Source organism: Moorena sp. (genome assembly GCF_982860115.1).
In genome coordinates, this window is the sequence record NZ_CEYLVT010000002.1 from 26,962 (window position 1) to 50,886 (window position 23,925).

The window sequence follows — 23,925 nt, forward strand, 5'->3', positions numbered from 1 at the left end:
GTTGCAGGTTTAAAGTTGCAGGTTTAAAGTTGCAGGTTTAAGGTTTAAAGTTGTAGGTTTAAGGTTGGTAGGTTAACAGTTAACAGTTAACAGTCAACAGTCAATAGAAAAAATTGAGATGAATACAAATAACAGTAATTTACGTTCCTTGGCACAAAAGCGCAAATTGGCGATTGGAACGGGAGTATCTATGGAACCGTTGCGAGACGATCCTAGTTATCAGCAGGTGTTGATGCGTGAATATAACATTGTGACACCAACTTATATCATGAAGTTTGAGGCGCTACAGCCCCAACGCCATCACTATAATTTTGAAGCTGCTGATAACTTTGTAGCTATTGCCAAAGCCAATCAGATGCAGGTGCGCGGTCATAATCTGGTTTGGCATCATAGTGTGCCTTGGTGGCTAACCCACGAACAATGGACACCGGAAGAGTTAATCCATATCCTGCGACAACATATTCATACTGTTGTTGGTCACTATCGGGGACAATTAGCAGCTTGGGATGTGGTCAATGAAGCGGTAGCAGACCAAGACTCAGCAGGACAAAGGAAACGAGATACAATTTGGTTGCGCGGCATTGGACCAGAATACGTTGAGTTGGCATTTCGCTGGGCTCATGAAGCTGACCCCACAGTTCCCTTGTTTTATAACGACTACGGTGGAGAAGGACTTGGGGCAAAGTCAGATGCGATTTATGCCATGGTCAAAGAATTGCGCCAACGGGATGTCCCAATTCATGGCATTGGCTTTCAGATGCACGTTAGTATTCAAAATCCTCCCAAGCCAGAAGACATAGCAGCAAACATGAAGCGTCTGGGTGAGTTGGGATTGCAGGTTCAGGTTACCGAGATGGACGTAAAAATCCATGATGGTAGTGGCACACCAGAAGAACGGGTGGCTGCTCAGACACAGGTATATCGAGATATCCTGCAAGTTTGTTTAGAGGCTCCCAATTGTACAGCGTTCTTAACTTGGGAATTTGCCGATCATCATTCCTGGATTCCAGATTTCTTTGGTAAACCAGATTCCCCTCTACCTTTCGATGAATCCTATCATCCTAAAGCTGCTTATCACGCGATGGTAGAGGTTTTGAAAATTGATAGTTAAAACGTAAAAAATAAAAATAAAAATCGCTTAAGTTATCCTTTTTAATTCAATAAATTATTGTATAATTTTGGAGGTAATTAACATGGTATATTTACCTGATACCCTCGAATTAACTATTAATTTAAGTGACGAACAATTTTTACAGCTTTGTCAAGATAACAGGGATTTAAGATTTGAGCGCACCTCTGAAGGAGATTTAATCATCATGTCACCTACGGGAGGAAATACAGGTAGACGAAATATTAAACTATCGACTCAACTAGAATTGTGGAGCAGTCAAATGAAACTTGGTGTTGCATTTGACTCTAATACAGGATTTAAACTACCTAATGGAGCAAATCGTTCTCCTGATGCGTCTTGGGTTAAACAAGAGCGTTGGGAAGGGTTAACATCAGAAGAACAGGATAAATTTGTTCCTTTATGTCCTGATTTTGTGCTAGAACTGCGTTCTCCCAGTGATTCCCTGTCTTGATGCAGTCGCTCATGGGGGAAACCCCCGCATGAAGGCGCTGCATCGCTGAAAATGGTGCAAGCTAAAGTAAGAGAATATATGGAAAATGGCGCTAGATTAGGATGGTTAATCGATCCCCAAAATAAGGTTGTGGAAATCTATCGTCCCAATCAAGATGTAGAAATTATCCAATCTCCGAAAACCTTATCAGGAGAAGATGTTTTATCTGGATTTACTTTAGATTTATCAGAAATTATATGATTCTATAGTGGCAGTTTCCAAGCAGAGCTAGGAAAATACGTTGGCGCTACCGCAATGACCGAAACCCAAGTGCATCGTTTCTGCCTTGTGCCTAGCTGTTGTGCATTTAAAATGCACAACAGCTTATCTTAAAATCCTAGTACAAACTGCTGGTCGAACCTGAACAGAAATTCAACTCTCAACCCATTAATTCTTTCCCAGGAAAGATTTAGAAACACAGGAGCAGCCTCTGCTTTATAAACGTAACATGCGATCGCAATACAGAGAGCAATACTGGTGACTGCAGTATTAACAATTTTGGCCAGTTTCTTTTTCATTTTTAGATTATCTCGACTACAGTGGCTTACTTCTGACTGTTCAAACAAAAATTCACTTTAATGGCTGATTAGATTGGTAGTTGATCAATTCCCTAGCAACGAGAGGTTATAACTAACAGCGCTAATATAATTCAGGAGCTCCCTCAAACCCCTCAATGAATCTTGATAACTATAGCTTCCTATGCCGTTACAGGTTTCTGTAAAAACAATCAATTGATGTTGATTATAACGATCTTATCAGGTGTTCCGGACAACCTGCATCAAGTTATTATCAATATAATTAATGATTTTGTTAAGAAAGCTTTAAGGAAATATGAAGCTAGTTTATAACTTAAGCAAAACTAGTCAAAAAAAACTATAGGGAATACAACACTACAGGTAGATTTGCTGCCTAATTTCTGTAGTTAAGACTAGTCTCGTTAGACTATGAAAACTAAAAATTATGAATTGTGAAGACTGATAATACCTGATTTTAACATAACAAACTATCCTCGGATTGAGGAGCTTAGCATCAGGAGTCAGACTAATTTATTTTTCAGTAATTTTTACGTTCAATTCGCCTTTGACTACTCACAAAACTCTTGATATAATTTCTCAGTATTAGTATTCCAACTCTCTAAGTACCCAAACGCCGAAATCACTCGTACGACATCTAGAAAAAGATCGCGCTCAGCAAAGTAACTCGCGTGCTGATCTCGAAACTTCTCAGCTGGCAATTCAGCTTTGATCATCCGATAGGCTTCAGCACCCATAACTTGAAAGGGAATAGTTTCGGTATCTGTAATTAGTTGTCCATTATTATCCTTTGTGTTGTACTCTACCCAGTAATAATATTCTTGACCTCGTTGAAGTGGCTGACCTTTACCATCGGCATTGTACATAACACTAGTCTGATTATCGTTTACCTGATAAGACCATAAGGCTTGTCCATAGCGAGAGGAACGAACTTGAATGATGTTAACACTTCCTTCCCAAGCAAATAGAGGTTGGTCACTCCAGGTGCGATAGGCAGCAATATTAGGAGAAATTGAACAAAACTCTCCATGGGTACCTGCTTCATCCTTCTTCCTACGAAAAATATCTCGGATCTTAGCCCATACAGATTTTGTTTCCTGTTTACTTTGACTCACTGCTTTCGCTACTTGATGCCATTGAGTGGTAAACGAAGCTGCAATTGATACTGATGAGCTCGGAAAACTAATACTCATCGTTCCAGTAATTAGCAGTAGATAAAACACTCGGATTAATCGATACATAGGAGTTAAATGCCAAAGCCTTGCCGGAAATTAAGAATTACCAATTAATAATTAACTAAATAATATAAAACCAGAGTATAATTGATGGTAAAGCTATAGGAATTAAAATAGAAGCTGAGATATAAGCCTGTAGTCCGATTATTCCATAGACCGCTGTAGCACCAACTAAGATCAATACTGATTGGTGTCGTTTTTGAGGCTTTTGCTGGAGCAGTAGCAGCGTTGTTCCTTTTCCTAACAATGCTGCTAATAGAATCATCCAGCTGTCGGGAATTAATTTTATTGTATGCTTCGATAAAAAATGGTGAACCATGTAAGCATGGGCTTCACCTCCGGTAAATACCTTGGGACAAGTATCTCGTGGCTTTCTGGTTCGATTCAGTGGATGACACCAATATTCAATAGCTAGAGGTAGGGAAAAATTATCCTCGGCTTCATCATATCCCCCAGAGGCAATGATAACCACTTGCTGCTCAATGTTAGGAAAGTCACTTTTGAGGAATTCCCAAGCAGGCTTGTGCTCATAAGCCTGTTCTGGAGGAATAGAAAAGTCAATAATATAGCGCATCCCTAACGGTAAATTATTTGGTTTGAGAGATGCGTTCGCGTAGCGTGGCCTACGGCCAATCGCAAAAGGTAGATTCTTGGGTTGAACAGATGCGTTCGCGTAGCGTGGCCTACGGCCAATCGCATTATCCTGGCTACTGACTTGCTGAAGATACTGACTAACTTGTTGCTGAAAGTTGGTGGTACTTTCAACATTAGGATTTAATCCTATCCCGTGGTTTGGCTGTTGGTGCAACTGGTGTGATAGAGCCAGTAGATAGGCAAAAGGACATGACTTGTTGCAGGTGGCATCCTGGGGGAGTTCCATATCCCAACGGAAAAAGGTAATATCCCCTTGTAGACTCCATTTAGGGCTAGCAATTTTCGGAAACACCTTGCGATTTTTCTCCTGATTGACCCCAAAGACAAACCAGGTATCCTGTTGACTAACAGCGGATTGAATCGCACTAGCCAGTTTTTCCTCTCTTGGTTCTTGGGTATAGAGGAGATAATCAATTCCAATTACCTTAGCGCCTGAGTTCGAGAGTTGTCTGACTAATTTGCCAAGGTATTCCCGTTCCATCGGTTGGGTTTTAAAGCCTTTTATCTCCAGTTGCGCCTGATTGATTGAGTCTTGATCAATAGCAATTAACAGTACAGAGCGTGGCTTCGCGGAGGATAATCCCTCCCGAGGAAACTGGTTTGTACTATCGCGATAGACAGCTTGAAGAAACGTTCGCCCATCTAGCAACATGTCTTGGACAGGAACCATAGCGCTAACTAAAAGCACACTAGCTAATGCGATCGCTTCTTTTGGTTTAGGTAGCCACTGCTGAAGTAGTTTCTGGTAACCCCAAGGCTCAATCCGAAATGGCTTAGCACCATAGGGACTAAAAAACGAAGGAATCAGGTAGGCTGATGGATAAACAAACTTCTCACCTACCTGTAAATTGCGACAAGCTGCCACCATTGCTTCCTGGACATCCTGATACTGAGCTAAGCGACTGCAAAATTCCTTGAGAAATACATGAGCAACATTATCATGAACTTCCTCCCGCATGATCACCACTTGCAAGCCTAAATCAGCTAACCGATTCGCTATTTTTAGACCACTACAGGAGTTAAAGACGCACAACTGAAGTCCCTGATTTTTAGCAGTAGTTAGGTATTCCTTTATTTCACTGATAGATACCAACTGCTCTGGCGCGATCGCTAATTTTCCATCAGTAACTTTTGTTTCATCACTATGACCCATAAAAAATAGAGCATCCCACCCCCTTTCATCGGTTATTTCTGCCGCCAGTGCTGCTTTAAGATTCACCCCATATCCTTGGTGTTGCCAGTCAAAGAACTCTACTTGAGCAACTCCTTTGAGCAACTTAATAGCCTGCTTATCTTTCTCCAAATTCAGATCTGTATTATCCCCCAAAATGGCTAAAATCCGAGGTTTCCCATGGCGCAGTTGATTATCTAGCGCTATTGTTTCTGCCTGAGTAGTCATCGGAATCCTGGTAATCCGAATTATCCCACTGGGGATATCCTCTGGAAGCAACTGCCATGCTTCCCAAGGAAGCCGTGCCAATTCCATAGAATCGCAGGCTATAAAAATAGCTACTTCTCGATAGGCTTCTGCTGTCTTATTTGACTGTGATTCCTTTCTAGCAATAGTGAAAATTTGATGTTGAATTGTTTCTCGAATGGCCTGTAATTGACCTAACCACCGTTGAAAGACATCCAGAAATATCTCTTTTGCTTCTTCTAATTCATGTCCCAAATCATCGACTACTGGTGTAATGGCACCACTAGATAATTCTCTGGCTCGCAATTTCGGGTAAAACTGGAGGTAAAGGTATCGCCACTCTTCATAACAGTCTATTACTTTAGCTGGATAGTCCAACTTAGCGGATACTTCCTGTCCGTGATTACCCCGTAAATAAAACAGACAAGATGAATCAGCTTGCCAAACATTTAGTCTAAAACTATTTTGATGATTAGTTGTCAATCGCTTCGCTCCAATTCAAAATTATCAATTAAAAATTAAAAAAATTACCACAAATGGATTCGGGGGCTTGAAACATCGCTTCGCTGCTTCGCTCCAATTAAAAAATGGTAATTTGTTACTTTTTTAGTCCCCCTAATCCCTACTCCCTCTTAAAATATCATAAACATTTATCAGGCTCAAAAGCGAAGGGAAGTAGGGTTAATGAGGCTCCATTACTTAAAGAAATGGTGGCTACAAATTTTTGGTTCCAGGTACCTGCTACTGCAACATGGAGATAACGTTCATTTACCAATATCGCTTCAGATACAACACCAGTGAATTCGCTGATTCGTAACTTCATACCAGGGGGAAGTGTATTACCAAGACAGTCTTCGATTAGCAATAGCAATGCCCATTCTCGAGTATCTTCTGGTGCTTTCTGGTAAATGAACCAGGTAACAGCACATAGTTTGAACAGAATGCCATTTAAATTAAGAGTTTGGTAAGAACCACGAGCATGAGACGGAACAATTAATCCTTTTTGTCGTCTCAACTCTTTAGCGATCGCTCGATATCTGTCTGGTTCATCGGATACTGGACTAATCCGACGCATGGATGGCTTAGAAAAGGTATAGTCAGGAAGCAGTTGCCAAGATAAACAGCTTGCTAACTCATCCATTTCCCCTCGCAGCCACTCTGCTGTATTAATGGCTGTTTCAGCAAAGAATGGTAGGATTTCCTGAACAGAACGCTTAGTATCAGCAACTGGAATTGTGATCTCTTGGGAATCTAACCAACGCAAGTAGTGGAGTAAATGATTTGGTTGCTGATCAAATAAAGACAGAGGTAAATTATAGTCACGGTTACCTTGTGGTAAGTTAGCTGATTCGCTATAGTTAATCAACTCGTCGTGACGTAAAACACCTCGAATAATACCCTGTTCTTGGGTTTCTTTAACCTCAATTAGGATATAGAAATGAGCCGCAAGTTCTGGTAATTCAACCGCAGCAATTGGTACAGTAACCAATTGATCATTGGAGTTATCCGTGACAATTATACACAGATTAAAGTCCCCAACTCTCAAATTACATACCGTATCAATCAGATTAGCATAGTCTGGTTGATACACCGAACAGTTCTCCGTAATAATTGGTAGCTGATCAACCCGCTCTTCTAACCATCTTTGAAAACCCAATAATGCTAAACCATTTAGATAACTTTGCTCCTGATTTCCTTCATCATTAACTTGTTTCTTAATCTTTATGGCTTGCTCAAAGTCTTCTGTTTCGAGCCAAAAGTATTCTAGTATTGGAAGGGTTGTATCCATTGACTCTATACTGGTATTAGTCATTGTTCTCTCCTTGTTTTTTGGTCTTGTATTCATCTAGATAGCGGCACATTATCTGAGCATATAAACTAGTCATTGAACGGCTTTTAGACGTACTCAGTTCGGCTACCGCTTCTTGAAAAACTTGTGTGTTTAAGAAAGCCTCGAATTCCTGCATCACATTACTCAAATAATCCAGCTTTGTGGCATTTTCTTCCAGAGCTAATCCCTTAGTAGTTGTTGACATAAGCTGGAAAAAATTTTCTACACTCAGATACTGAACGCGATTGAGCAGTTTCCCTGGTGCCAAGACTCGGCTGGCTTGGGAATGATTGGTCATATTCAAAAGGGTTGCTATCTCTTTAAGAGACTTCCCCTCACAGTAAAAGAATCGGAAACCTGGGATAACCTTTGACGCAAAACAAGCGTAACGGCGGCTTTGCTCTAAAGAGGCAATGTGCTCAACCAACGCTTGCCCTATAGCGTGATCTAAAACCTCAATCAGTCCCTGTTCAAGAAAATCCTGCAATTCAGATTGTCCTAAATGATCTATGGTATTTATAGAGTTTAGATCAGGTAATTCTTTCGGAACATACTCCCCAGTTTCTGGATCCTGTGCTTCTAGAGGTTCCCAGATCGGACTTCCTCTGCTGCTCCAAATCTCCTCTTCTTGCAGACCCTTGGCTATCCTGGTTAGTTCTTTGTGAAGCTCTTTGGTGGAATTGATGATAACACCACGTTCTGGCAACAGGTGGAGCATGTCTTGGAGTTGGTCATCCCTAGGCTCAAGGCATTGGTTGACTCTATGGTTAAATCTATGGTTAACTCTATTGCGCCGCTGCTGTTGTCTGTCTTGAGAATAGACAGTATGGAAGGTTTCTACTAGTTTGCGATCGCGTGGATAGAACTGTTCAAGGTGTCTGAGTTTAACTCGTCCCAACAGTGACCAGTTACTGGACAATGGCAATCCCTGTTCAGCTAAGCAACCTTTGATGTCAGGATGTTGTTTGGTTTTAAGATATGCCCAATTGTCCAAACTCAGGCGAGCTGATGAGTTCAGACGATAGCTTGCTAAGACATCAATCGTAAAAAACTGACCAAGTCCACGTTTAATCTCACCTTGCTGATTAAGAAGCAGTTGAGTTTTGCCATCACTATCGAGAATAATCGGAGTTTTGCCATCATCATTGAGTACATAGGATAGCAGTTCACGGTAAGTTAACCGATAGTCAAGGCAAAACTGACTCCCTAGTGTTTTACAAGCCTTTAAGATCGAGGAAGAAACATAGCACCGAAGACAAAGTCCAGCTAACGCCTGACATGTAGGATCAACAGTAGATAGCTCAGCACGAAACCAGGATAGCAGTAAATCCTGGATATCTCGCTCCCACTGAGCTGATAATCTTTGCTTTGGATGTAATCCCAGGAGTGTTTGTTGGAAAAACTCCTGTGCTTTGTTGTGATGGCAGACTTTGTAGCCTTCTTGGTTATTGCCTGGGTCAAATACCCGAATTGTCGAGTATCTAGATGCATCCATAACTGATTGAGACAGCACTCTAGTAGTATATAGATGTCATGCTATTTAACCTATGCAGTTTTCTCAAGCAACAGCAACAGGCAAGGGGTTGATCAATGGTGGAACCATTGAGGGTAATCGGTAATGGGGAAGCAGGGTGAAACTCAATCGATTGAGGCGACGAAAATTTATATCCCAAAGTTTAGGAGCTCTGGGAATAACGCTGTTATCAACTGCTTGCCGAAAAGCGTACAATTCTCAAGAGATAACCTACTCTGATTCTGGAGATAATTCCTTGTCACTGAAGTATATTAACGTTCCCCCTGCCAACAACCAACCACCAACTGGATTAATTGTCTGCTTACACGGCTTTGGAGCCAACTCCCAAGATTTGGTAACTTTGGCAGAGGCGCTAAACTTACCAGACTATCAGTTTCTATTTGCTGAAGCTCCCTTTGACCATCCTGCACCTGGGGGGAAAATGTGGTATGACTTAAATGGCTCCGACTATCAAGGCTTAACCGAAAGCAGACAGAAGCTAATTGATTGGCTCAAATCCCTCCAAGGCAGCACTGGCGTGCCCCTATCCCGCACCATTCTGAGTGGATTTTCCCAAGGCGGAGCCATGACATTAGATGTAGGGTTAACCTTGCCAATAGCAGGCTTAGTATCCATGAGTGGCTATTTACATAGCGAACCTCAACCTCCTGCAGGCTCATCGTTACCACCGATTTTGATAGTTCATGGTAGACAAGACGAGGTTGTACCGTTAATTGCTGCTCACCATGCTAGAGATACTCTAACTGGTTTAGGGATACAGGTCAAGTATCAAGAATTTGACATGGGACATCAAATCATCCCAGAGGTAGTAGTGTTATTTCGTAATTTTGTTATTAAACTAATGGCTAATCGGTAATCTGAATGACTTTTAGTTAATTTATTTTAGTTAATTTAATTTTTTCGATAATTTCCAGCATCCGCCTGTCCGAAATCCTGATAGCAATTTGAAACTCAGAAGAATGCAAAAGTTTGTTTGTCAGATTAAGCCTAGATACATACTAGGTGTTCTACTTGAGTGCAGACTACTATAATTAATTCCTATTTTACCTAGCGATATTGCTTTCAATTAACAGACCACAGGGGTGTCAAGTGTCAAGCTGAAATATTTCACAAAAAGTTTACAGAGAACTCTATGAACGTTATTGAAACCAAAATACCGGAAGTCTTAATTCTTGAACCCCGCGTCTTTGGTGATGACCGTGGTTTTTTCTTTGAAAGCTACAACAAACGAGTTCTAGCAGATAAAGCTGGGATCACCGCTGAGTTTGTCCAGGATAACTATTCCCGTTCAGCCCAAGGAGTGCTTCGAGGATTACACTACCAGATTGAGCAGCCCCAAGGTAAATTGGTGCGGGTTTTACTGGGGACTGTATTTGATGTGGCAGTGGATATTAGAAAAAGCTCCCCGACCTTTGGAGAGTGGGTTAGTTGTTTGCTGAGTGCAGAAAATAAACAACAAATCTGGATTCCGGCTGGATTCGCTCACGGATTCCTGGTGGTCTCTGAATTCGCTGAAGTTTTATATAAGACTACCGACTTCTACGCTCCTGATCACGAGCGGACTATTTTGTGGAATGACCCTGACCTAGCCATTCATTGGCCTCTGACCGACTCTCCCAGTCTGTCGGCTAAAGATCAAGCGGGTAAGTCTTTCAAAACAGCCGAGGTTTTTTCATGAAAAAAATCTTACTCACTGGCATCACTGGACAAGTGGGTCAAGAGTTGCAACATACTCTGAGTTCCGTAGGCCAAGTAATCGGTGTGGGGCGCTCGGATATGGACTTAGCTGAGCCGGAGAGTATTCGTCAGGTAATTGATCAGATTAAGCCTGACGTGATTGTCAATGCAGCGGCTTACACAGCTGTGGATAAAGCAGAGACAGAACTGGCATTGGCTAAATCGATTAATGCTGTTGCTCCGACCATCATTGCAGAGGAAGCTCAGAATTTAGGAGCCATCCTGCTCCATATTTCCACTGACTATGTATTCGATGGCAAAAAAAATACTCCTTATACGGAGCAAGACACTCCTAACCCCATCGGTTCCTATGGTAAGTCGAAACTGCAAGGGGAAGAAGGAGTACAGCAAAAATGCGATCGCAATCTAATTCTTAGGACTGCTTGGGTTTACGGTACTCGTGGTCATGGCAACTTTGTCAAAACCATGTTACGACTGGGGGCTGAGCGAGAAGAGCTTCGGGTGGTAGCGGATCAAGTGGGTACTCCTACCTGGGCTAAGGATATAGCAGTAACTATTACTCAACTTTTGCAAGGAATGGATTCTAATCCAATGGTAGGAGGAATCTATAACTTCACCAACAGTGGTGTCACTAGTTGGTATGACTTTGCCGTTGCCATCTTTGAAGAAGCCAAACTCTTGGGCTTTCCCTTAAAATTGCAGCGAGTTGTCCCAATTACTACCCCAGAATACCCCACTCCTGCCCAGCGTCCAGCTTACTCAGTTCTCTCAAACCAGAAAATATCCCAAACCTTGGGAAGCTATCCGCCCCATTGGCGTCAATCTTTGAGGCAAATGCTAGCAGAACTTTATCAAAAGCTTGGGAATCGGGAGTAGGGAGTAGCGAGTAGGGAGTAGCGAGTAGGGAGTAGCGAGTAGGGAGTAGCGAGTAGGGAATCGGGAATCGGGAATTGGAAAAAAATCCTGTGTACCTGATTACTATAGAGAAGCGCTATAGTTCAAGTTCAACCTGCTAACCTTGGCCAATAGGCCATGCGTTCGCTGAAAGCGGGACGCGCGTCGATCGCGTTCAACTTTCAACTTTAATAATTCATATTTCATATTTCAGACTTTATAGTGAGGATTTCATATAACTTATGAAAGCACTAATTCTTTCTGGGGGAAAAGGCACTCGTTTACGTCCCCTAACTTATACTGGTGCCAAACAGTTAGTACCTGTTGCTAATAAACCAATTTTGTGGTATGGGCTTGAAGCCATTATCGCTGCTGGTATTACTGATATCGGTATTATTATTAGTCCTGAAACTGGGGAAGAAGTTAAGGCTAAAACCGGAAATGGCGATCGCTTCGGAGCCAACATTACCTATATCCTCCAAGACCAACCCTTAGGACTTGCCCACGCCGTTAAAGTGGCCCAACCCTTTCTCGGAGATTCTCCCTTTGTAATGTACTTGGGAGACAACTTGGTTCAAAGTGAGCTGAACTTATTTGTAGAGAATTTCCAGAACAAAAATCTGGATGCCCTCACCCTGCTAAGGGAAGTAGAAAATCCTACTGCCTTTGGTGTTGCCAAAGTCGATGAATTTGGCCGAGTGTTGCAGCTAGTAGAAAAACCGAAAGTTCCTCCTTCTAATCTAGCACTGGTAGGTGTTTACTTATTTTCTCCTATTATCCATCAAGCAATTGCTAACATTCAGCCTTCTGCTAGAGGAGAACTGGAAATTACCGATGCGATTCAATACTTGATTGATCAGCAAAAAAATGTAGAAGCTTTTAAACTCAAAGGTTGGTGGCTGGATACTGGGAAAAAAGATGACTTACTAGCTGCTAACCAGATTATTTTAGATACTTGTCTAGAATCTGATGTTGATGGTGAAATTGACTCCGAAAGTCAAATTAGCGGACGGGTACAGATTGGTAAGGGGTCTTATATTACTAATTGTACCATTCGTGGTCCAGTTACCATTGGTGAAAACTGCCATCTAGAAAACTGCTTTATTGGTCCATATACTAGCATTGCTGACCAAGCTACTCTAGTAGATGCTGACATTGATAATAGCGTGATTCTAAAAGGTGCTAAATTAACGGGAATTCATCAACGAATTGTTGATAGTTTAATTGGAGAAAGAGCTCAAGTTAAAGCTGCACCCCAACATCCAAAAGCCTTACGATTCATGATTGGTGATGACTCACAAGTTGAACTAACTTAAGGTAAGCATTTAGCGGTCAGCGGTCAGCTGACTTTTCTAGCTCACGGGGTGACAACAAAGCTCAAACCTAGATAGGTATTGGGTTTTAGGTTTTAGGTTTTAGATGTTGGGTAAAATAAGCGCATCGGAGTCATTTGTATTTCCCAGCAATTGAAACAATTTTCACGCATACTTCGTCAATGATAGTTTTAATAAATCCATCCCGCAAGGGCAATTTTACCTAATACCTAACCCCTAAAACCTAACCCCTGTAAAATTTCAAATTAGCTTGTCACTACCTGAGCTTTTCTACTAACCCACTGAAGCACTAATCCACTCAAACTAATCATGAATTCTTCTGAACAAAAATCCTTGACTACTAGAGAACCTCGCCAATTACTAGTAACAGGTGGTGCAGGATTTATTGGCTCGAATTTTGTTCATCACTGGTGTGAACAGTACCCAGGCGATCGCGTGGTGGTACTGGATGCTCTGACCTATGCTGGCAACCGGCAGAATCTGGCCGGTCTGGAAGAGAAAGCAAATTTGCGGTTTGTCCAGGGAGACATATGCGATCGCACTCTAGTAGACCGCCTGCTCCAGGAAGAAACCATTGACACTGTCGCCCATTTTGCTGCTGAATCCCATGTTGACCGCTCCATTTTAGGACCCGATGCTTTTATCCGCACTAATGTGGTCGGTTCCTTCACCCTACTAGAGTCCTTCCGGCAAAAATGGCAAAATCTAGGACAACCAACGGATTATCGCTTCCTCCATGTTTCCACGGATGAAGTGTATGGCAGTCTAAGTGCTGATGACCCAGCCTTCTGTGAAACTACACCCTATGCCCCCAACAGTCCCTATTCTGCTTCCAAAGCTGGCAGTGACCATCTTGCTCGGGCTTATTACCATACCTATGGGGTCCCCACTATTATCACTAATTGCTCCAATAACTACGGACCCTACCATTTTCCAGAAAAATTAATTCCCCTGATGTGCATCAACATCCTGTTGGGCAAATCTCTACCAGTCTACGGGGATGGACAAAATATTCGAGATTGGCTCTATGTCGGTGATCATTGCCGTGCTTTAGATGTAGTGATTCACAAAGGTCAACCAGGAGAAACCTATAACATTGGTGGCAATAACGAAGTCAAAAACCTTGACCTAGTTCACCAGATTTGCGAGCTGATGAATGAATTAGCCCCTGATCTACCGGTCGCTCCAGCGCAACAGTTAATTACCTTTGTCAAAGACCGCCCAGGCCATGACCGTCGCTATGCTATTGATGCCACTAAAATTAAAACTGAACTGGGTTGGGTACCAACGGAAACCTTAGCAGGTGGACTACGTAAAACCATTGAGTGGTATCTGAGCAATCGAGATTGGTGGCAACCATTGCTATCCCAAGAGTATCAAGCTTATTATCAGAAAGTTTATGCCTAGAAGGGTGAAAAGTGAAGGGTGAGGTACCTCTTCCTAGGTTTTAGGAAGTAGGGAGTAGGGAGTAGCGCTGTTCCCTGTTCCCTGTTCCCTGTTCCCTGTTCCCTTGTAAATGCTATAGATGATATCCATTGTGGATAAAGGGATAAACTATCGAATTTTCTCTCATCATAGTTTTTTTCATCCAAGCTTTATCTAGTTAAAAATTTAGTTAGTTATTCGTTAAACATGGGTATGCTACCAATTCCTAATAATAAGAGACCTCAGAAACTATTTTTATCCTAAAAAAATGCTCCTTATCTATAAAGCAGTTGTGCCGCCACAAGGCTTAAAGATAAAAGAAGTATAAACGTTCAATTTTTCCGGAAATTTAGATTTTTAAAAAGGAATGAAAATATATGGAAAAATCTTGAAAAGATTAAACTATTGAACATCTTAAAAACAAGTTGCTGAACTGATGAGAGGGAAGCTATGACAGACGAAGAATTTACAAGGTACTTTGTCCAAAATTTACCAGACAAAGTGTATAGCGCAGTAATTGAGTTATGCGATCGCTTTCTAGAAAAAAGGAGGAGTCTTTCCTACGAACAACATATTATTGCTTTTTCTAGTCTTGAACAGTTTCTCAGAGATCACACTATTACCTATTCAATACCCAGAAGTTTTGAGGATTCTGGAAGTTCAACCTATCAAAGAGAAGAAGCTATTGTCGAATTCTTTAGAACTATCAAGAAAACTATCCAATCGCTTCCATGGAGTGAGCAATCAAAGTTGAGGGAGCAATCTCTGAGTAGCACCTGGAAGCCAAAGGAAAACCTTCAACCGAAACAAAACCTTAAATCTTTATATCAAGATGCTTTGCTACGTTTGATTCAAGAACAATATAATCTAATTGTTTTTTTAACTAGACACCTAGAAAGAGCGTTGAACCGTCCGAGTTTTTATGTAGAAAATTATCACAATGAGGGAAACACTATGTCTGAGCAGCCAATTAACAATGACCTCCGTGGTGCCAACTTTGGTGGTGGCTTCGCTAATAGAGATCAGCACGGTGGTACGTTCAACGACTATTCCAAAGACCATAATTTAACTGAGGCAGCAGCAGAAATTCAACAGCTTTTAGAGCAACTGTCCCAAACTAACCCCACTTCAACCAATGCTGAAAAAATGGCAGTGGTGGCTAAGGCGGTGGATCAGATTGAAGATAAACCCACCCTAAAACAAAGGATGATTAATGTTCTAAAAACGGGGGGAACAGAGGCATTTAAAGAGGCGGTAGATCATCCCTTGGTGAACGTTTTCTTCGCAGCTATTGAAGGTTGGCAGGAAGGTTCGTAATTCAGTTACTCATGGAACTCTGGTGCCCAAGTTAGCCACCACCGTACATTCGGAGCCACAAAACAGCATAAGTAAACATCATCACTAAAAAGCTACCGATGACTCACTACTTTAGGAATCACGTTAGGAATCGGTGCTTCTTGTGGAATATGCTGCCAATTACTCAAGAACGGTAGCAACACTGCTACCAATAACCTTGGCATTCAACAGACATGGGCAGTACTTGATTCGAGCCAGTGACGTCCTGCTGGTAAGCCATGCGCTTTACTAAAGCCCCGTGGAAAGGACGCCAGTTGCTCCCCGGGCCCCACACTTACCATGTTTACCACGCTTTAAACACCTACCACGCCTGCCTATCTTTCCCTGTTCCCTGTTCCCTGTTCCCTTTTCCCTTGTAGATCAAGGGATAAACTATCGAATTTTCTATCATCATATTTTTTTTTATCCAAGCTTGATATAGTTAAAGTTTTAGTTAGTTTGCCGTAAAAATTATAAATTTTAGCTGAGTTAGATATAAACTGATAGTCGAGACAATAATTAAGTAATAACTACTAAGAGTTGCTTGAGATATTAATTACTTAATTTCAGGTTAAAACTATGGAGATTCGATAGGTTAGTTGATGGTGTTATATTTTGAATGGTTAAGAGGTAAATCATTACTTATTTCAGTCTAGCAATCCGTGTACAAATTGTGATATTTTTTATTCCCTACTCCCTACTCCCTACTCCCTACTCCCTACTCCCTGTTCCCTGTTCCCTTTGCTATAGCTCGATTCTTGATTCCTTTAATCCTAGTTTCTAAGTCCTCTTACTTAAGCAATTACTACGTTAATTGATAATACATTTATGATCAGTATTATTACTATAGTTGGTGTTGAGTTTTTTAGATTATACTGAGATGTCTTACCTTTAAATAAAAGCTAATAACTTCTTAGTTAGGATTCATGAAACAAAAATTATTATCTACATTGAGAAAACCTCGACTAGTTATTAGCTAAACACAGTAACTAATCACTAGTCTTTAACTCACCTGCTATTCGAGCCAACTTTACCTATTATTAACTAGTTTTGTCCTAGTGCAATATCTAAGTTTAAAAACCCGTGCAACTAGGCAGATGGAGCTCTCTGCTGTTCTATTTTAGTCAAAACTATGGAAAACCTTATCAACCTAATCAAAGAAAGGATATTTGATTCCGACTTCCAGCTCGGCAACATCCCTCTTTCCACGATAGTTATTATGGTGATCATCCTCCTGGTCACCCAAATATGTCGAGGTTTGTTCACTTCAATAATCATTCACAGAATCGAGCGTCTGACTAGTGCTACAGAAAGCACCCTAGACGATGAGTTTATTAAGATTCTGAGGGCACCATTAGGCTGGCTAATTTGGCTGGCTGGACTATGGCTAGTACATAGTGTTGTGGCAAGGCATCTTAGTCCTGAACAGAATCAGAAAATCCCCGAGATTCTCTTTGTCAGCGCTCTGTTCATTGTTACCTATATTCTTTACCGTGCTGCTCCACTACTGGGGGAGGTGCTAGCCGGATTGGCGGCACACACTGAAACTGAACTGGACGATTTGTTTGTCCCCTACTTCCCAAGGCTTTTTCAGACAGCAGCAATCCTGATTGCTGTGATTAAAGCCAGTGAGATTTTGTTAGGGGCATCTGCCGGTGCACTGATCGGTCTAGTCGGTGGCGCAGGTGTCGCCTTAGGTTTGTTATTGAAAGACATTATCTATGACTGGTTTTGTACGGTGATTATCTACGCTGATGGTCTCTATAAACCCGGTGACTGGGTAGGAGTTGACGGAGTCAATGGTTTTGTTCAGATCGTCAGTATTGGTCTGAGAAGTACACAGCTTCGTCTGACTGAGTGGGGTTCTATCAAAAAAGTTCCCAATTCTAAAATGATTGCTGGCGTTGTGGAAAATTGGTCCCAGAAGACTGGCGATACCTTTGAGTGGGGCATAAATTTAACTCTGAAAGTTGATGGTATTTCCGCGCAAAAAACTAGCCGAATTTGTCAGTCTATTGAAGAAAAAATTACCTATATTGATGGCTTGCACAAGACCAAAAAAATAGTTTTATTTTCTCACATTGAAGAGAATGCTCGGGTGATTAAAATTAGCGTATTTGTGATTGATCCCAACCTATACTTGTCTGCCCAGCAAAGCTTGAATCTAGCCCTATTAGAAATCCTGGAAAAAGAGGAGATTGATCACCTGCATGTTGATCTGCAAAAGCAACTTCAAGACTACAAACAGCTGAAGGAAAATGGCTCTCCCAGTGTGGCTATGATAAATTTTTAGAAAATAACCGCGCCTTTTGCTTACTAACAAACACTTGTAGCGATCGTAAGCATATGCTTACGATCGCTACAAGCCATTTTTATGAAAATGGCTTTCCATTGTATTGATGTAGCCCCTCCCTATGAGCGACTGCATCAATACAGGGATTCCCGACAACAGAAGAAAAAAAATATTCGTTGACGAATTTATTCCTAAACTCCTGTGTTATGCCAACGATAAATCACGGGTGCCAATCCGATCACGTCGGTAAAATCGAAATTCCTTAGGGCTCTAGGCTTAACCGCTACCAATTCCGAGTTTAGCGTTAAAGTTTAACCTTGGCATTCAACGGACATGGGCAGTACTGGATTCGAACCAGTGACGTCCTGCTTGTAAGGCAGGCGCTCTACCGCTGAGCTAACCGCCCGTATGCAATACTTATTTACTATAGCATATTTTTCCAAAGACGACAACAACTATAAAAAATATGTCCTCTGGCTATATACATGATCGCATAACCTTGTGGAGTTTGCCAGTAGTCACGGTTTTGAGCTTGGTAGTAACCCGGAGTAGTGATTTGACCTTGATTGTAGCTGGAGGCTTCCTGTTCGGTGGCTTGATGTTTAGCCCTGATTTGGATCTATACTCTCGACCCTTTAAGCGTTGGGGCTGGTTGCGCTGGATTTGGATTCCTTATCAGAGGATGGTGCCTCACCGTTCTATTTTTTCTCATGGACCAGTGATTGGGACGATTTTGCGACTGCTTTATCTAGCGAATTGGATCGTATTGTTTGGGGGTGTGGGATTGCTGGTGTTTCAGCTATTCCAGGATGAACCAGATCGTTGGCTGGAGCTGATTCAAGGGCTGGGTGGTAGGGTGTGGGAATATCGTACCTGGTTGATGGCCTGTGTGGTGGGATTGGAGTTGGGTGCGATCGCGCATTTTGTCAGTGATTGGGGAAGTTCGGCTTATAAGCAGTTTAAAAAAAGTGGGATCACGGGGTTATGGTCTCCCAAGCAAGGGAGGAGCAAGGGCAGGGGTGCGGGTAAGACTAAACCACAAAGACCCAAAGCACGCAAAGGCAAGAGGAGTTAGATGTTATCGAGTTTTCCAGTATCACTAGCTGGTTAAAATTTGGCATTAGTGGTAGATTTCGCTAAGACTAATTAAGTGGCGTTTCGCTTTTCGGTTTTATGTCTAGTTCCCCGGAACAAGCTCAGCCAGTTGATCAGGTGTCGATGTTGGCCGCTTTGCAAGAGTTGATTGATGTAGTAGCCAGATTGCGATCGCCTGAGGGTGGTTGTCCTTGGGATTTGGCTCAGACCCCTCAATCCCTAATTCCTTATGTGATTGAAGAAGCTTATGAAGTAGTAGATGCGATTCGGAGTGAGAATCAAAATGCGATCGCAGAGGAGTTGGGTGATTTGTTATTGCAGGTAGTTCTACAAGCTCAGATTAGTAGTGAGCAAGGTCAGTTTACGTTGACCGAGGTAGCTCAGGGGATTACTCAAAAGCTAATCCGCCGTCATCCCCATGTGTTCGGTGATGTCCAGGTTGATAATGTCGAGGAGGTGCGTCAAAACTGGGAGGACATTAAGGCAGCAGAGAAAGGAGAAACCGTTGCGGATAAGCAATTATTGAGTCCTAAACTGAGTCGCTATAGTAAAACCCTTCCCCCTCTAATGGCTGGGATGAAGATATCGAAAAAAGCCGCTAGTGGTGGGTTTGAGTGGGATAATGTTGAGGGAGTTTGGGATAAGTTTCACGAAGAATTGGCAGAGTTTGAACAAGCACTTGAACAGGAGGATAAAGCCCACCAGGAAGCAGAATTGGGAGACGTACTGTTTACTCTGATTAATATAGCGCGTTGGTATGACCTTGACCCTTCAGCTGCTTTGCAGGGAACCCAAGGACGGTTTATTGAAAGGTTAGCGCAAGTGGAAGCATTGGCTGAGCGCCCACTGTCTGATTACACCTTAGATGAGTTGGAGGCTCTGTGGCAAAAGGCTAAAGCACTCTTGGCTCAGTAGTAGGGTCCTTAGAAGAATTCACCAAGCTTAGTGGGAGTAGGAAGTGGGTACCCAACCAGAGGTGATATCACAAGGGGTATCGCCCCACATCCCCAAGCTCCGGAAAAAGGTTACAAATATAAACAATAGGCATTACCCTCTAGTCTAATGTTTGCTCCAGCTCATCTTATTCCCGGTGCTATACCAGAACTATTTGCTAAAGTTAGCAGCTCTGGCAGAATTACTCTTGCTGATCGATATGGATTGATGTCAGCTCTATTGCAAGATTCACTCACCTCCGAAGAGAGAGACTCCATCGACAGGTTGCTCCATGCTGTACATCGGGGCAGGGTTAAACTTGCTACCTAGTGCTTTGACTATAGGTACTCGATCGCTCTCCTTGAGAAAACGATATAGAAAACAATAGATAAAAAGAAATCCCCCATTGATGTGAGGGGCATGGGGGACTGGAGAAAACATTGAATCTACTCTATTTCATTAAACACGAATGTGAGTCGATTTGATAGCCATAATGGCGGAGATTTAGGATTTGCTTCATTTGTCCTTAGTTTCGTCCCTTTCATTCATTGGTGATTGGGCTTCTGGTTTACCAGTCAGAGGTTGGACTACTTTTGCGATCGCTTCACTGACAAAGGCTTTAATAAACTCATCCCGCTGGTTTAACTGAAACTGCTTTTGCACCACTTCACTCATCCCTCCATCTCCCCAGTCTTGGTCATTGCGGAAGTATTCAATAAAGCTTTTCCCAGCAATTCGGATCAGATAAGCAGCGGTTACACCCTGAATGGCTTTGCCGACAACATAGGTGGCAAGATTCAGTCTTAGTGTAGTGCTAAGGATTTGAATCGCTCCCTTGACAATACCCAAACTAGCTAAGGTTTTTCCCAAGGATAGGGCTAATTCCCTACCCCGTTCCATATTCAGTTCACAGCCGTAGATTTTGCCAATTTCCACCACCATTTGGGCATTAACTGCTGCAGTTGCTAACAAATCCACCACGGGTAAGGGAGTCAGAGAAATTACACTGGCTCCAATCCACTGGAACCGTTCCACAACTTTCTCTGCTTCTCGCCTGCGCTGCTTGTCGAGGATGTGTCGAGTTTCTTGGCCTAAGCGTTGGGATTGTAGCAGTATGTTATCAGCAATCAACTCTTCTCCCTCTGCTCTTAATACAGCAGCTAAGCGACGGATTAAAGGCAAAATTTCTGGTTCAGGTTGGCAAAGTTGACCATTTTCTAGGGTAACAGGCTGGGGATTGGCTGCGATCGCAACTACATCTGAACCAGCAATAAAACTCCTTACTCGGTGGCGCAATCGTGCTAGAATCCTCTCTGAGTCTTGTTCCGTGTACAAGTCAATTTTATTGAAGACCAGAAGCGATCGCTTTCCAATCTGTGCCAATTTTTGGAATGGATCATACTCTGAGTGTCGTAAATCGTTATCCACCACGAACAACAACAAATCCGCTTCCGTTGCTAGATGTCGTGCCCATTGCTCTCGCTGAGTGCCAACCACACCAGATTCTAAAATTCCTGGTGTATCAGTAATCAGAATCGGGCGTTCTAATCCCTTCAGCTTTAGTTTGTAGGTTTCTCCAACCTCCGTCGTTCCCATGGGGGCACCGACTTCACCCACGATCCGACCAATCAAAGCATTGACTAGAGAGGTTTTGCCCGCTGAACCAGTACCAAAAACTACCACTAACAGTTCCCCACGGGAGAGGATAGCTTCAATTTCCTCAGAGCGACGCAGCATCGCTTGTCGTGACACTTCATCCTGAATCTGTTTGACCTGTTGCCTTACTGCTTTAAGGGTTTCTTCTGCTGCTTCGGTTTTCACTTCCGGGGCTTTAGGTTCCAGACGACCTTTACCTGGCCGTTTCCGGGATTTACCAAATAACCCCATGGTGTAGATTAAGGCCCATATTAGTAGCCCTAGCAAGGTAATCGCCAACAGCAGCACTAAATTAGCCAGTACCGGAGCAGTAAAGGAAATTTGGATATATAGTTGGTATATACCATTAATCAACCAAAGCATTAGCCCCAGAATAATAATGAGACCAATAATTAGGGTTAGTAGACGTGGCAGGGGCATGGAAGATAGGATAGGTTTTAATTATTAATGTTAGAATATCCGGCAAGAATTCCCCCATCTCCTCAGCCCGAGACGCTGTCTAAGACTTGTAATAAGAGTGGATGGAGGTAACAGCGAAAGAGACTCGAAGCAGCAACTAACTCGAAGGGTCTAGTTGAGGGGAGTTCACGTTAACTAGTCAGCCATAAGTTATAGTAGGGAACTATAATCAATCAGTCATTCATGATTGATTTGGGAAAGAACTGATTAAATGTAACTGTTTAAATCCGTTAAAAAACAATGAGCTTATTCAATACTATTCTCAGTGCCATTAATAGTCCTACACAACAAGCTAGTTCTAGTCAGCTAGGGGATATTCTGAACACGGTACAGCAGTTGAGTGGTGCCTATCAAACACAGCCCTCAGCCGTGCAATCTGCTACCTCAATTGTAGGTAAGTATGTGCGTTCAGCGCTCCAACAAAAGCGCACAAATGAAGGAGATGAGCAGGTACAAGCACTAGTTAATCAATTTGGTGGCATTGGTGCTAGTTCTCAAGTGGTCAATATGCTCTTTAGTGCGCCTCAGATCCAGGAGCTTGTTGGAGAAATTACTAGCAAGACAGGCATTAATGCTGGTATCATCCAAGCTATGCTACCCACCCTAGTCCCCGTGGTATTGAATTTCCTCAAGAGTGGCACCAATATTCAGAATCCCCTTGGTTCTAATTCTGTACTCACTGGCTTTCTAGATGCTGATGGGGATGGGGATGTGGATATTTATGATGCCATCCAGCTGGCATCACGGCACTTAGGACGTTAATCAAAAAACCCAGCTTGTTGGGCTAGGAAGAAGCACGAGTTGCTGGAATCAGTAACTTAATCAGTTTTGACAGCTGGCGTTTATCAAAGGCTTGGATGAGTACCTTGGCGGCGGCTTTTGGTTCTAGCACAATCGTAATTTCGTTACCCTTAGTGGTTCGGTTTGGCCCAGTAGATCCTACAGCTGCTAGTTTTTGCAGTGCTGAACTCGGAGCGATCGCAGCCGCTGCCTTTCGCAACTCGTCTAGATTACCCTGTGCTGCTTGCAACTGGTCACTGGCTTCCTTGAGTTCTTTGATCACTAATGGTGCTAACTGGATATAGGAGTTTTGAGGATTTGCGATCGCTTTATGGCAAACTCCCACTAATTTATGCCAACTACCAATCCCAGCCCCCAGTTGAGCCAGACGCTTACAAAGCTTTTGAAGTTTTTGGCGATTGGTTGGTGTGGAAGATTGTTTAAACAGCTCTAGCATTTCTTTAAGCAGGCTAATCACCTTCGGTCCAAAGTCTGGGGGAAATTTACCTTTTGCTGAAGAAGACGCTTTGCTAGTCGAAACTTGATCAGAACGAATTGCTTTTTCAGCACCAGCAGAGCTAGAAGCGATTGCGGCTGCTGATTCACTCTGACCACTGACCAAAGTTTTGAGATAACTCTGCAATTGTTCAAAGCCTGGCTCAGCTGCTTTTAGAGTTTTTTCTGCTTGACTTTGCTCAAACCCAAACGGTCCTTCCAACAGATCAATCAACGCTTTGAGGGTATCATAACTCTTTAAAAACAGAGTCTCCAGCTGTTGATCAACCTGAATCTTATTCTCTTGAAGTACTTTGAAAGAATCCTCTAAACGATGGGCAGTCTTTTGAATACTTGTAAACCCCAACATGGCCGCCCCGCCTTTAACAGAATGAGCAGCGCGAAACAATTCATTAACCGTCTCTGGTTCATTGACCACTGAGCCCAGATTTAACAGTCCCTGTTCAATGGTTTCCAGGTGTTCTTTCGCTTCTTCAATGAAATAGCCTAAAATCCTTTGCTGATTCCCAGCTTCCACGGCAATTTTTCCTTATCAGAACGGCTAATCACAACAGATTGATGATAATCATCAGAGCAACATTCGATCTGGTGAACGCAGTTTTAAAATCCATAGACCATAGCGTTGGTTACAGCAACAGCTTATTCTGAGCTTACCCCCAAATCAGCTATTGGCCTATCAAT

The 23,925-nt window shown here is 42.5% G+C and carries 19 protein-coding genes, 1 tRNA gene and 1 pseudogene; 13 read left to right on the forward strand and 8 right to left on the reverse strand.

All coding sequences use genetic code 11. The features are described from left to right. Nucleotides 1-118: 118 nt before the first annotated feature. Together AC4II3_RS00635 and AC4II3_RS00640 are read left to right on the forward strand one after the other, a co-directional pair. Nucleotides 119-1,111, forward strand: a complete 993-nt coding sequence (locus AC4II3_RS00635; protein ID WP_488009518.1) for an endo-1,4-beta-xylanase — start codon at nt 119-121, stop codon at nt 1,109-1,111. A gap of 82 nt (nt 1,112-1,193) precedes the next feature. Then, a pseudogene (locus AC4II3_RS00640) lies at nt 1,194-1,823 on the forward strand (Uma2 family endonuclease). A 128-nt stretch (nt 1,824-1,951) separates the two neighbouring features. Here the strand turns inward: AC4II3_RS00640 and AC4II3_RS00645 are convergent. From AC4II3_RS00645 to AC4II3_RS00665, 5 genes are all read right to left on the reverse strand, one after another. Next, nucleotides 1,952-2,140, reverse strand: a complete 189-nt coding sequence (locus AC4II3_RS00645; protein WP_488009520.1) for a hypothetical protein — start codon at nt 2,138-2,140, stop codon at nt 1,952-1,954. Between the two features lie 566 nt (nt 2,141-2,706). Next, nucleotides 2,707-3,396: a hypothetical protein gene (locus AC4II3_RS00650; protein ID WP_488009522.1), complete on the reverse strand. Its 690-nt coding sequence runs from the start codon at nt 3,394-3,396 to the stop codon at nt 2,707-2,709. A 55-nt stretch (nt 3,397-3,451) separates the two neighbouring features. Next, nucleotides 3,452-5,944, reverse strand: coding sequence for a CHASE2 domain-containing protein (locus AC4II3_RS00655; RefSeq protein WP_488009524.1), 2,493 nt, complete (start codon nt 5,942-5,944; stop codon nt 3,452-3,454). 157 nt (nt 5,945-6,101) lie between these two features. Beyond that, on the reverse strand, nt 6,102-7,274 hold the full coding sequence (locus AC4II3_RS00660) for a DUF1822 family protein (RefSeq protein ID WP_488014382.1): 1,173 nt from the start codon (nt 7,272-7,274) through the stop codon (nt 6,102-6,104). Beyond that, a complete protein-coding gene (locus AC4II3_RS00665; protein ID WP_488014380.1) occupies nt 7,267-8,787 on the reverse strand; it encodes a hypothetical protein in 1,521 nt (506 codons plus the stop codon). The genes AC4II3_RS00660 and AC4II3_RS00665 overlap by 8 nt, the downstream gene beginning before the upstream one ends. Before the next feature lie 274 nt (nt 8,788-9,061). Here AC4II3_RS00665 and AC4II3_RS00670 point away from each other — a divergent pair, with 274 nt between their 5' ends. From AC4II3_RS00670 to AC4II3_RS00700, 7 genes are all read left to right on the forward strand, one after another. Next, entirely contained in the window at nt 9,062-9,682 is a 621-nt protein-coding gene (locus AC4II3_RS00670) for an alpha/beta hydrolase (protein WP_488014384.1), read from the forward strand. A gap of 276 nt (nt 9,683-9,958) precedes the next feature. Then, nucleotides 9,959-10,504 carry a dTDP-4-dehydrorhamnose 3,5-epimerase gene (rfbC, locus tag AC4II3_RS00675; RefSeq protein WP_488014378.1) on the forward strand — a complete coding sequence of 182 codons (546 nt, stop codon included), beginning with the start codon at nt 9,959-9,961 and terminating at the stop codon, nt 10,502-10,504. Next, the gene (gene rfbD / locus AC4II3_RS00680) at nt 10,501-11,400 is read left to right on the forward strand and encodes a dTDP-4-dehydrorhamnose reductase (protein WP_488014376.1); all 900 of its coding nucleotides are present in this window, start codon (nt 10,501-10,503) and stop codon (nt 11,398-11,400) included. The genes rfbC and rfbD overlap by 4 nt, the downstream gene beginning before the upstream one ends. Before the next feature lie 260 nt (nt 11,401-11,660). Next, nucleotides 11,661-12,734, forward strand: a complete 1,074-nt coding sequence (locus tag AC4II3_RS00685) for a glucose-1-phosphate thymidylyltransferase (RefSeq protein ID WP_488014374.1) — start codon at nt 11,661-11,663, stop codon at nt 12,732-12,734. Between the two features lie 327 nt (nt 12,735-13,061). Then, nucleotides 13,062-14,159 (forward strand): dTDP-glucose 4,6-dehydratase, encoded by a 1,098-nt coding sequence (gene rfbB / locus AC4II3_RS00690; RefSeq protein ID WP_488014372.1) that lies wholly within the window; start codon nt 13,062-13,064, stop codon nt 14,157-14,159. Between the two features lie 468 nt (nt 14,160-14,627). Next, entirely contained in the window at nt 14,628-15,494 is an 867-nt protein-coding gene (locus AC4II3_RS00695) for a hypothetical protein (protein ID WP_488014370.1), read from the forward strand. 1,150 nt (nt 15,495-16,644) lie between these two features. Further along, nucleotides 16,645-17,805, forward strand: coding sequence for a mechanosensitive ion channel family protein (locus tag AC4II3_RS00700; protein WP_488010334.1), 1,161 nt, complete (start codon nt 16,645-16,647; stop codon nt 17,803-17,805). A gap of 334 nt (nt 17,806-18,139) precedes the next feature. Here the strand turns inward: AC4II3_RS00700 and AC4II3_RS00705 are convergent. After that, nucleotides 18,140-18,211: transfer RNA gene (locus AC4II3_RS00705), tRNA-Val, on the reverse strand. Nucleotides 18,212-18,271: 60 nt separating this feature from the next. Between AC4II3_RS00705 and AC4II3_RS00710 the strand changes: the two genes are divergently transcribed. The 3 genes from AC4II3_RS00710 (at nt 18,272) to AC4II3_RS00720 (ending at nt 20,163) form a co-directional block, all read left to right on the forward strand. After that, nucleotides 18,272-18,880, forward strand: a complete 609-nt coding sequence (locus AC4II3_RS00710) for a metal-binding protein (RefSeq protein WP_488010335.1) — start codon at nt 18,272-18,274, stop codon at nt 18,878-18,880. A 98-nt stretch (nt 18,881-18,978) separates the two neighbouring features. Continuing rightward, nucleotides 18,979-19,815: a nucleoside triphosphate pyrophosphohydrolase gene (mazG, locus tag AC4II3_RS00715; protein WP_488010336.1), complete on the forward strand. Its 837-nt coding sequence runs from the start codon at nt 18,979-18,981 to the stop codon at nt 19,813-19,815. 147 nt (nt 19,816-19,962) lie between these two features. Continuing rightward, complete coding sequence (locus AC4II3_RS00720; RefSeq protein WP_488010337.1) at nt 19,963-20,163, forward strand: hypothetical protein; 201 nt, start codon at nt 19,963-19,965, stop codon at nt 20,161-20,163. Nucleotides 20,164-20,349: 186 nt separating this feature from the next. On the opposite strand, the gene AC4II3_RS00725 is transcribed toward AC4II3_RS00720, so the two are convergent. Continuing rightward, entirely contained in the window at nt 20,350-21,909 is a 1,560-nt protein-coding gene (locus AC4II3_RS00725) for a YcjF family protein (protein WP_488010338.1), read from the reverse strand. A 279-nt stretch (nt 21,910-22,188) separates the two neighbouring features. Between AC4II3_RS00725 and AC4II3_RS00730 the strand changes: the two genes are divergently transcribed. Then, nucleotides 22,189-22,710 carry a hypothetical protein gene (locus AC4II3_RS00730; RefSeq protein ID WP_488010339.1) on the forward strand — a complete coding sequence of 174 codons (522 nt, stop codon included), beginning with the start codon at nt 22,189-22,191 and terminating at the stop codon, nt 22,708-22,710. Between the two features lie 22 nt (nt 22,711-22,732). Here AC4II3_RS00730 and AC4II3_RS00735 read toward each other — a convergent pair whose 3' ends face one another. After that, nucleotides 22,733-23,761, reverse strand: coding sequence for an Hpt domain-containing protein (locus tag AC4II3_RS00735; protein ID WP_488010340.1), 1,029 nt, complete (start codon nt 23,759-23,761; stop codon nt 22,733-22,735). Between the last annotated feature and the right edge of the window lie 164 nt (nt 23,762-23,925).

What these genes read in the sequence shown, in the direction of transcription:
- AC4II3_RS00635 (WP_488009518.1), top strand. Translation starts at nt 119, where the DNA reads ATGAATACAAATAACAGTAATTTACGTTCCTTGGCACAAAAGCGCAAA.
- AC4II3_RS00645 (WP_488009520.1), bottom strand. Translation starts at nt 2,140, where the DNA reads ATGAAAAAGAAACTGGCCAAAATTGTTAATACTGCAGTCACCAGTATT.
- AC4II3_RS00650 (WP_488009522.1), bottom strand. Translation starts at nt 3,396, where the DNA reads ATGTATCGATTAATCCGAGTGTTTTATCTACTGCTAATTACTGGAACG.
- AC4II3_RS00660 (WP_488014382.1), bottom strand. Translation starts at nt 7,274, where the DNA reads ATGACTAATACCAGTATAGAGTCAATGGATACAACCCTTCCAATACTA.
- AC4II3_RS00665 (WP_488014380.1), bottom strand. Translation starts at nt 8,787, where the DNA reads ATGGATGCATCTAGATACTCGACAATTCGGGTATTTGACCCAGGCAAT.
- rfbC (WP_488014378.1), top strand. Translation starts at nt 9,959, where the DNA reads ATGAACGTTATTGAAACCAAAATACCGGAAGTCTTAATTCTTGAACCC.
- rfbD (WP_488014376.1), top strand. Translation starts at nt 10,501, where the DNA reads ATGAAAAAAATCTTACTCACTGGCATCACTGGACAAGTGGGTCAAGAG.
- AC4II3_RS00685 (WP_488014374.1), top strand. Translation starts at nt 11,661, where the DNA reads ATGAAAGCACTAATTCTTTCTGGGGGAAAAGGCACTCGTTTACGTCCC.
- rfbB (WP_488014372.1), top strand. Translation starts at nt 13,062, where the DNA reads ATGAATTCTTCTGAACAAAAATCCTTGACTACTAGAGAACCTCGCCAA.
- AC4II3_RS00695 (WP_488014370.1), top strand. Translation starts at nt 14,628, where the DNA reads ATGACAGACGAAGAATTTACAAGGTACTTTGTCCAAAATTTACCAGAC.
- AC4II3_RS00700 (WP_488010334.1), top strand. Translation starts at nt 16,645, where the DNA reads ATGGAAAACCTTATCAACCTAATCAAAGAAAGGATATTTGATTCCGAC.
- AC4II3_RS00710 (WP_488010335.1), top strand. Translation starts at nt 18,272, where the DNA reads ATGTCCTCTGGCTATATACATGATCGCATAACCTTGTGGAGTTTGCCA.
- mazG (WP_488010336.1), top strand. Translation starts at nt 18,979, where the DNA reads ATGTCTAGTTCCCCGGAACAAGCTCAGCCAGTTGATCAGGTGTCGATG.
- AC4II3_RS00720 (WP_488010337.1), top strand. Translation starts at nt 19,963, where the DNA reads ATGTTTGCTCCAGCTCATCTTATTCCCGGTGCTATACCAGAACTATTT.
- AC4II3_RS00725 (WP_488010338.1), bottom strand. Translation starts at nt 21,909, where the DNA reads ATGCCCCTGCCACGTCTACTAACCCTAATTATTGGTCTCATTATTATT.
- AC4II3_RS00730 (WP_488010339.1), top strand. Translation starts at nt 22,189, where the DNA reads ATGAGCTTATTCAATACTATTCTCAGTGCCATTAATAGTCCTACACAA.